Annotated in this window: 8 protein-coding genes and 1 pseudogene; 3 read left to right on the top strand and 6 right to left on the bottom strand. The window is 54.5% G+C overall.

Annotated features, from left to right (window positions below):
• Positions 1-905, bottom strand: a 905-nt coding sequence (locus ACEWE8_RS25620; protein ID WP_099453906.1) for a hypothetical protein, incomplete at its 3' end; no start/stop codon positions are given.
• A gap of 339 nt (positions 906-1,244) precedes the next feature.
• Here ACEWE8_RS25620 and ACEWE8_RS25625 point away from each other — a divergent pair.
• Positions 1,245-1,562 (top strand): type II toxin-antitoxin system PrlF family antitoxin, encoded by a 318-nt coding sequence (locus ACEWE8_RS25625; protein WP_395589423.1) that lies wholly within the window; start codon positions 1,245-1,247, stop codon positions 1,560-1,562.
• Entirely contained in the window at positions 1,562-2,023 is a 462-nt protein-coding gene (locus ACEWE8_RS25630) for a type II toxin-antitoxin system YhaV family toxin (protein WP_395589424.1), read from the top strand. Before ACEWE8_RS25625 ends, ACEWE8_RS25630 begins: the two co-directional genes overlap by 1 nt.
• Positions 2,024-2,215: 192 nt before the next feature.
• Here ACEWE8_RS25630 and ACEWE8_RS25635 read toward each other — a convergent pair.
• Positions 2,216-3,144 (bottom strand): annotated as a pseudogene (locus tag ACEWE8_RS25635) (LysR family transcriptional regulator).
• Positions 3,145-3,413: 269 nt separating this feature from the next.
• On the opposite strand from ACEWE8_RS25635, the gene ACEWE8_RS25640 reads away from it, so the two are divergent.
• Positions 3,414-4,535, top strand: coding sequence for an alkene reductase (locus ACEWE8_RS25640; protein WP_395589425.1), 1,122 nt, complete (start codon positions 3,414-3,416; stop codon positions 4,533-4,535).
• Between the two features lie 300 nt (positions 4,536-4,835).
• Here ACEWE8_RS25640 and ACEWE8_RS25645 read toward each other — a convergent pair whose 3' ends face one another.
• The 4 genes from ACEWE8_RS25645 to ACEWE8_RS25660 all read right to left on the bottom strand — a co-directional run.
• Positions 4,836-5,426, bottom strand: coding sequence for a TetR/AcrR family transcriptional regulator (locus tag ACEWE8_RS25645; protein WP_395589426.1), 591 nt, complete (start codon positions 5,424-5,426; stop codon positions 4,836-4,838).
• Positions 5,407-6,117 carry a TetR family transcriptional regulator gene (locus ACEWE8_RS25650; RefSeq protein WP_395589427.1) on the bottom strand — a complete coding sequence of 237 codons (711 nt, stop codon included), beginning with the start codon at positions 6,115-6,117 and terminating at the stop codon, positions 5,407-5,409. Before ACEWE8_RS25650 ends, ACEWE8_RS25645 begins: the two co-directional genes overlap by 20 nt.
• 23 nt (positions 6,118-6,140) lie before the next feature.
• The gene (locus tag ACEWE8_RS25655) at positions 6,141-7,010 is read right to left on the bottom strand and encodes an SDR family oxidoreductase (protein WP_395589428.1); all 870 of its coding nucleotides are present in this window, start codon (positions 7,008-7,010) and stop codon (positions 6,141-6,143) included.
• Positions 7,007-7,490: zinc-binding dehydrogenase (locus ACEWE8_RS25660; protein ID WP_395589429.1), on the bottom strand; the 484-nt coding region annotated here is incomplete at its 5' end. The genes ACEWE8_RS25660 and ACEWE8_RS25655, both read right to left, overlap by 4 nt.

Consider the following 7,490-nt stretch of genomic DNA (forward strand, 5'->3'; position numbering starts at 1 on the left):
GCGTATGCGAGCATTTGGCGGATCTTACGCCCCCAGGTTTTATCGTGGATGAAACGTTGATGCTCGTGATCACCGTTAATGATCTCGTCCTTGGTCAGGGTCGAAAGGACTTCCCAATCCTCACCAAACTTATAGGTGGCGTTATCCAAATGTGAGCTCTCAAGGAGATAAATCCCACGGGTGGAAAAGCCAAAGACGAAGTAGCCTTGATATCCCCCTCGGCCCGTCGCGAAGAAATCGGGCTCGAACCGAGTGATCTCTCTGATCCGGTGTTCGATCACTCCCTGCACTGACGCCCGCAGACCGGCCAGATAGGGTTTTACGATGGCCTCAGCACTCTTCCATGGGTATTTCCCAGGGGGGAGCAAATCCCATTGCAACTGGCGTGCCTGCACCTTAGCGATGCGCTGCCGCTCAACGTCGAAAATCTCAAATTCCTGGAAGAATTCGAGCATGAGGTTCGCCAGGTGAACAAGCGCTGCGGGCGGCTCATCGACCTTCACCCGGCGAGTCGCAATGTACTCTTTCCCATTGATGACGCTTAGAGAAAGGTGCTCCATGGGCGGACGAACAAAGTCGATGGGATACACATCCATTGTTCGAATTTGCACACCGCTGTGCTCTTGACCATGCCAGTCTTTCCAGCTTCGGTATTGCGGGACTGATTTTTTGATTAGCGGGAGATCTCGCCTTTTAATCTCCTTGCCACGAGCATTGAATTCGCTGATTTTTCCGATCACCGCAGGAAGGATCGAATCACCGTCTTCTTCGAGGTGAGCAATCGCCAGCCGCGCCTGAGCGTCTTGATCGACTTTGTCTCGCTCAATCACAAACAGCATCTCGCGAGCACCATGCGAGTGCGCGATGATTCTGTTGACGCTGTTAATTGACTTGCCTGTGACCATTGTTTTCGTCCTCGCCATCCGTGAGAGAAGCCGAAGATAGCATACTGCCAGCAGAACTGAAGTGGCTGGTCGGTTGTGCGAGACTCATCTGGCTCATGCACAAGCTTTGGGGTGCTCAGGCGTTTCCTGTTGCATGGTGAGCCGTCACATCCGGTCATATTCGTCACTTGAGGAAGCCGAAACAAGGGCAGTGGCTCAACCCCATGAATGTTACGCGGTCGACCAGATCATCACGTATTTACGGGGAAGCTTGGAGATTAGGGCCTGATCAGCAGATGCCAAGATTGACCAAGTAAGGATTTTTCCTTACCATCCATCAATACATCCGGGAGAACGCTGATGCCTGCCATCCACGAAATCGCCACGTTGACCTCGAAGGGGCAGGTCACACTGCCCAAATCCGTTCGCCAGCTACTGGGCATTGACACAGGTGGAAAAATTGCATTCGACGTACGCGGCGGTGAAATCGTGGTCAGCCGCGTAGAAACCACCCACGAAGACCCTGCCATCGGTGCGTTCCTGGGTTTGCTGGAGGCTGATATCCGAGGAGGCCGCAACCTCACCACCCTGCCGGAAGACCTGGCGCAAACCATGCTCGCCAACGCAAACCTCTACGTAAACCTCGACGCAGATATCGATGGTGAGGTCGCGATCTGATGCTGCGAAATGGCTGGACACTGTTGTTCCATGAAGGTGTGACTTTACAGCTACGCAAATTGCACGAAGCCGCCGCCCGAGCTGAACAGAACGATCCGCAAGGTTTTGAGAGCAACGCCAACGTCAAGCTGTTTCGGGCATTGAGCCATCTGATCATGGAGGCTGTACCTGCCGACCCAGGCCGTGATGAGTTCCGCCAAGGCAACACGCTGGGCACCGCCTACAGACATTGGCGCCGCGCAAAAATCGGCAGGCGCTTTCGGCTGTTCTTTCGCTACGACTCAAGGTCCAAGGTCATCGTCTATGCATGGGTCAACGACGAAAACACCCTACGCTCCGCAGGCAGCAAATCCGATCCCTACGCGGTCTTCGAGAAGATGCTGGGCCGCGACAACCCTCCTGATGACTGGGATGCGCTGACTGCTGCGACGCTTAGCCACTGGGACGAGCCCAAAGCGTAAGCGGCACGCTTTGGCGAGTGATAGCACGTCCAACACCGCCCTTCAGTGCGTCCACTATCGTCCACTCGTAACCACTGCAGAAAGGGGTACTGCTGGGGGTACAAATTCAATTTCCCGCTCATAACTTGTTGATTAGCATGGATGCCCAAATGTTCTTTGGCCGGCCATCCATGGCATGCTAAGACTATATGTCTAGACCGACCGCTTGGCCCCATGTGGGCCAAGCCGTTCGGCAAGGTAATCCAACAGGCCTTTAACTTTCGGTAAGCCCTCCCTGCTCTTGAGCCACACCAGATTCATCGGCAGTCCATCAGTAGAAAGATCTGAAAGCACCTCGACAATATCCCCGCTCTCCAAATGCGGCTGCACGCCCCATGTGGGAAGCTGGCCAATACCATGTCCCGCCAAAATTGCAGAAACCTCTCCCTGCCCGTCCCCGACCGCAATTCTCGAATGCATGATACGTCGCTCCATCTCTCCAGGTTGATGTCCCCTGAAGAACCATGGACTCACCAGGCCGTCTTCCTCCAGGTATCCAATGCAGTGGTGATTGTCTAGGTCTTGCTCACTAAGGGGAGCACCATGGGCTTCGATATATGCGGGAGATGCACAGAAAATCAGACGTTGAGCTCCAAAGTACCGATGCCCCAGTGCTGCTGACCAAGCATCGTTTCCACCGATACGTACCACGATGTCAACGCCGTCGTGGACGGGGTCAATAAATCGATCCGAAAAAGAGATGTGAGGCTGCAACAGTGGAAATTGATGAACAAAATCCCAAATCAACGGGAGTACGTGTTGACGGCCAAATGATGCGGAAGGTCTATGCGCACCCTGCCATGAGGCTCATTGCTCTCATTGACGATCGCCAGTTCGACCTCTTCCAAGTCTGCCAGCACTGAGGTGCAGGTGCGATAGAACGTTGTGCCCGCTTCTGTCAGCGACAGTTGACGCGTTGTACGTTTAAACAAGCGTGTACCGATTCGCTTCTCAAGCCGGGCAATTCCTTTGCTGACCGCTGAGCTTGTCAGCCCCAGACGCTCTGCGGCAGCTGTGAAACTCCCCAGATCCGCGACGGTAACGAAAACATCGATGCCCTTCAGGCGCTCAGATGAGTACATTGCACGCACCTTGATTAGTGAATTTTATTCCAATCACTTCGTAATAATCTCCGCAAATTATCGGCAATTTCTCCAATATGCTAGGTGAAAGGATCGCCGGAGCAAAGCAGTAATCGCAGCGCGTCGTTATGGTGAGGCTCAAAAGAAGCGAGCTGATTTCGCCGTGATTCAGGACAACGGGCTGTATCTATGACCTCCGGTAAACGAATCGCTCGGTTGAGCATCGTTGCTCAGCTGGAAATTTCAGTTCACCTCCACGGAGACTCTCAATGAGCTTGTTTGAAAGCTACAAACTTGGTCAAGGCACTATCGGCAACCGCTTCGTCATGGCACCCATGACCCGTTCGCGTGCTCCAGAAGACGCTGCAGCTATCGAGACCGCGCTTTACTACACTCAGCGCGCCACTGCCGGCCTGATCGTCTCTGAAGGCACTCCGATCTCTCGCGAAGGCCAAGGCTACCTGTTCAACCCAGGCATCTACACCCCGGAGCACATCGCCGGCTGGTGCTTGGTGACTGATTCCGTCCACAGCGTCGGCGGCAAAATTTTTGCGCAACTGTGGCACGTAGGTCGTGTTTCTCACACCTCGATCCAAGAAGGCGGCGCCGCCCCAGTGAGCGCGAGCAGCAAGGTTGCTCAGGGTGCTGTAGCTTTCGGCTACGATGAAGACGGCGTCGCGGGCTTCCTGCAGACTTCGGTACCACGCCAGCTGAGCACCGAAGATGTGGCTCACGTCGTCCGAGATTTCGCACAAGCCGCGGCAAACGCCATCGAGGCAGGGTTTGATGGCGTCGAGATTCACGGTGCCAACGGCTATCTGGTCGAGCAGTTCCTGAACCCGCTCGTCAACGACCGTACTGACCGTTATGGTTCGGACAGCCTGGAAAATCGCCTGCGCTTCGTATTCGAAGTCGTAGACGCTGTAAGTGCTCGCATCGGCAAAGATCGCGTGGGCATCCGCATCTCGCCATATGGCCAGCTCATGGACATGCCTCTGTATCCAGAGATCGATGAAACCTACGGCGCACTGTGCGCCGGCTTGGGCCAGCGCGACATTGCCTACGTCCATGTGATGGATCAGACCAACTTCTTCCTCCGCTCGGAAACCGCCGAAGCGCGTGATGAAGCGCTAAAGAATCTGCTCCAGAATTGCCGTAAAGACCTTGGCTCTACCGCACTGATCCTGGCGGGCGATCTGACGCTTGAGCGTGCACAAGAGCTTATAGAGTCTGGCCTCATTGACCTGCCCGCATTCGGTCAACCCTTCATCTCGAACCCAGATTTGGTGGCACGACTCAAAAATGGCTGGCCTCTGGCGCAGCCAAACCGTGACACCTACTACGGTGGTGGTATAGACGGCTACGTCGATTACCCACCTTACTCGGAATAAACAAGCGAAAAGGCCGTTCTGTCATTGATCGGCTTTTTTAGTTTTCGCTGTCCAGAACGGTCTCGCCGCCCACCATCTGAGCTTCTCAGCGTATTTTTATAAGAATTGGTTTAATCGTTCCATGTACGAATGGCCTAATTTTACGCTCCGTACCTCGTAATCGTCTGGCTAACTCACCTTTCTAATTCAAGCATTATGGTCAATGGTGCCCGCGTAACTTCAATAGGGCGCGATCGGCGCTTATCGCCACGATTGTCTGAATCACCAGTCGCGCATGTGCACGTGAGCAAACACCGGTATTTAACAGAGCGCTCGCATGATTATCGGCAACAATATCTCGACTGGATCCAGCAACGGCACGTTAGCCTGCTGCAAACACCGTGGCACCTGGTTCAGCAACGTGACTACGCTGCGTGCACGAGATCGTATCGTAGTTTTGTCGTGAGCTTTCATACAGGGCTGGATCAGCGAGCAGATCCAGCGCAGGTACTCATTTTGGAGTGCTTCGAAACGCGGCGCGAACTCAGCGGTGAGGTTGGCGCTTTCTTTTTCCACCAGTCGAAAATGCAGTGCCATCGACTCGTGGAGCGATACATGCCACTCCACCGCCTTGCGCAGGCGCAGTGGTGGTGATAGACGACGATCGTCCAGTGACGGGTGAATATTTAGGTTGCTATAAAGCTCTTCGAAAAACCCGAAAAGCAACTGTTCTTTGCTCTCGACATGGTTGTAAATAGCACCGTGGCTTAGCCCCAGGCTTTTGGCAAGGTCGCGCATACTAACCTGCCGAAAACCATGCACCGCGAATAGCTCTAATGCGACTAGACGTTGCTGACTAAAACACGGCTTGGCCTGTACGGTGTTCAGGGGTTCACGTATCTGGGCATTCATTGGCAGAACTCAGAGTCGCCAGCACGCCTGCTTCTAGGCGGTCGACGGTGGGTATGGATATCTTGCCCTTTGATGACTGGGAGCCTAGGAGCATAGGCGACGTTTCAAACAGCAGTGCAATTATGACGTCAATACTTCTGAACACATATTCGAATGCGAGCGTTTCCTGGCTTGAGCATTCCAGGATCAATCCCGCCAGGAAAATCCTCATGAGTTGGCATGTAACACCGACATCGAGCGATTCATGCAACTCTCCTCGCTCGATGGCTAGAACAAGCATCTGCCTGACTTGATCGGAAAACCGAGATTGAGCTTGGTCAAAACGCGCGGCGATCAATGAAAACCGTGCTCGCCCTTCGTTATTGCACAGCATGATTTCGCACAACTGCCGTGACGGTTGCTGCGTAACCGTTGCCAGGATGGCCTCACGTAGCGCCTGGAGCGCCTCTTGAAAGCTGCCTTGATGAGTCAGGAACCGTTCAAACGGTAGTGAATGGCTATCGAGAATGTGTTTGAGTAATGCACGCTTCCCGGAAAAGTGCCAATACACAGCCCCACGGCTCACCCCAGCTTTGGTTGCAATCATTTCAAGGGTGGCATTTACATACCCTTGGCCTGCGTATACTTCGATAGCGGCGTTGATTAAGGCGGCGCGAGTGACGGCCGCCTCGTCAACGGTTTTTCTGGCCATTGAACGGACTCCCCTCTTAGCGATCAGCCCCTGATAAGCCGGTCGATACCAAGCGCTTTGAAGATCAGCCGGTCGAACAAACGATTGGGTAGCACCTTCCCTAGGTACCAAAGCACATCAAGTGGGTAGCGCGTACGCGGCCTCGATGCTTGGAGAGCGAGGCGAACCGTTTGTGCTACACACTGCGCGGGCTTCGCCTTCTGTTCCTGTTGCCGCAACGACTGATTGAAGCGTTGCCATAAGACTGAGTAATCGGTGTCGACGTATTGATGGTCTGGACCACATGCCTGCGCTTTTTCGAAAAGGCGAGACTGGATAAACCCCGGTTGGATAGACGCAACGTGAATGCCGTATGGCATCAACTCCCGTCGAAGGCCCTGAGAGATAGCCTCGACGGCATGTTTGGATCCGGCATAAGCCGTCAGGAAGGGAACAGTAATGCCACCTGAGACCGAGCTGATGTTGACGATACGGCCGGGGCTTTCCCCCGAAGCCGCATTGCCTGTCATCAACGGCACGAAAGCACGCGTCACTGCCAGCAGACCAAGCACGTTCACCTCAAAGATCTTTCGCACTTCTTCGATCGGTTGCAGCAGGATAGGGCCAGCGAAGCTGACCCCCGCGTTGTTGACTAGCCCATGCAGCGCCCTGCCATCGAGAAGGAGGCGGACCTGGTCCACAGCATGCTCAAGCGAACTTGGCTCGGTGACATCGAGTACTAAAGGTACAAAGCATTCACCGCCTCGGGCAATCAGCGATGCCGCATCAGCTTCGCGGCGAACACTGCCGAAGACCCTGTAGCCGTGCGCCAACAAGTCTTCGGCAATTGCCTGTCCGATACCGCTGGAGACACCTGTTACCAGCACTGCCGGCTTCTTTGGACCCTGCGTCACGAAGGTGTCTCCGTCACTTTGAGCACGAGCTTACCGGGGGCTTTGCCGCCGAAAATAGTCGGCAATAGCTCTGGTGCCTTTTCAAAGCCTTCCACCACGCACTCCTCGACGTGCAGACGCCCCTCATTGACCCAACGTGCCATCTGACTCGCTCCCTCTGCCATTCGATCGCGATAGAACGACAGCAGAATGCCCTGGATGGTGAGGTTATGCGTCAGGACCCGCATGAAGTTGCGAGGTCCGGCGCTCACCATCTCGGTATACCCCGTCGACAGCGCCCCGCACACCAGTACCCGGCCGCGCGGCACCATGTGCATCAACAAGGTATCGAGCATGTCGCCACCAACGTTGTCGAAATAGGCATCAACCCCATCTGGGCAGATAGCGCGCAAACGCTCATCGAGGTTTTCACCTTGATATGTTGGCGCTGATGGAAAATTGACCCACCCTGCCGATTGAAATTTGACCCAGGGCGGATTG

Origin of the sequence: Pseudomonas sp. TR47 (assembly GCF_044143025.1) — a bacterium.
Lineage (GTDB): Bacteria > Pseudomonadota > Gammaproteobacteria > Pseudomonadales > Pseudomonadaceae > Aquipseudomonas > Aquipseudomonas putida_E.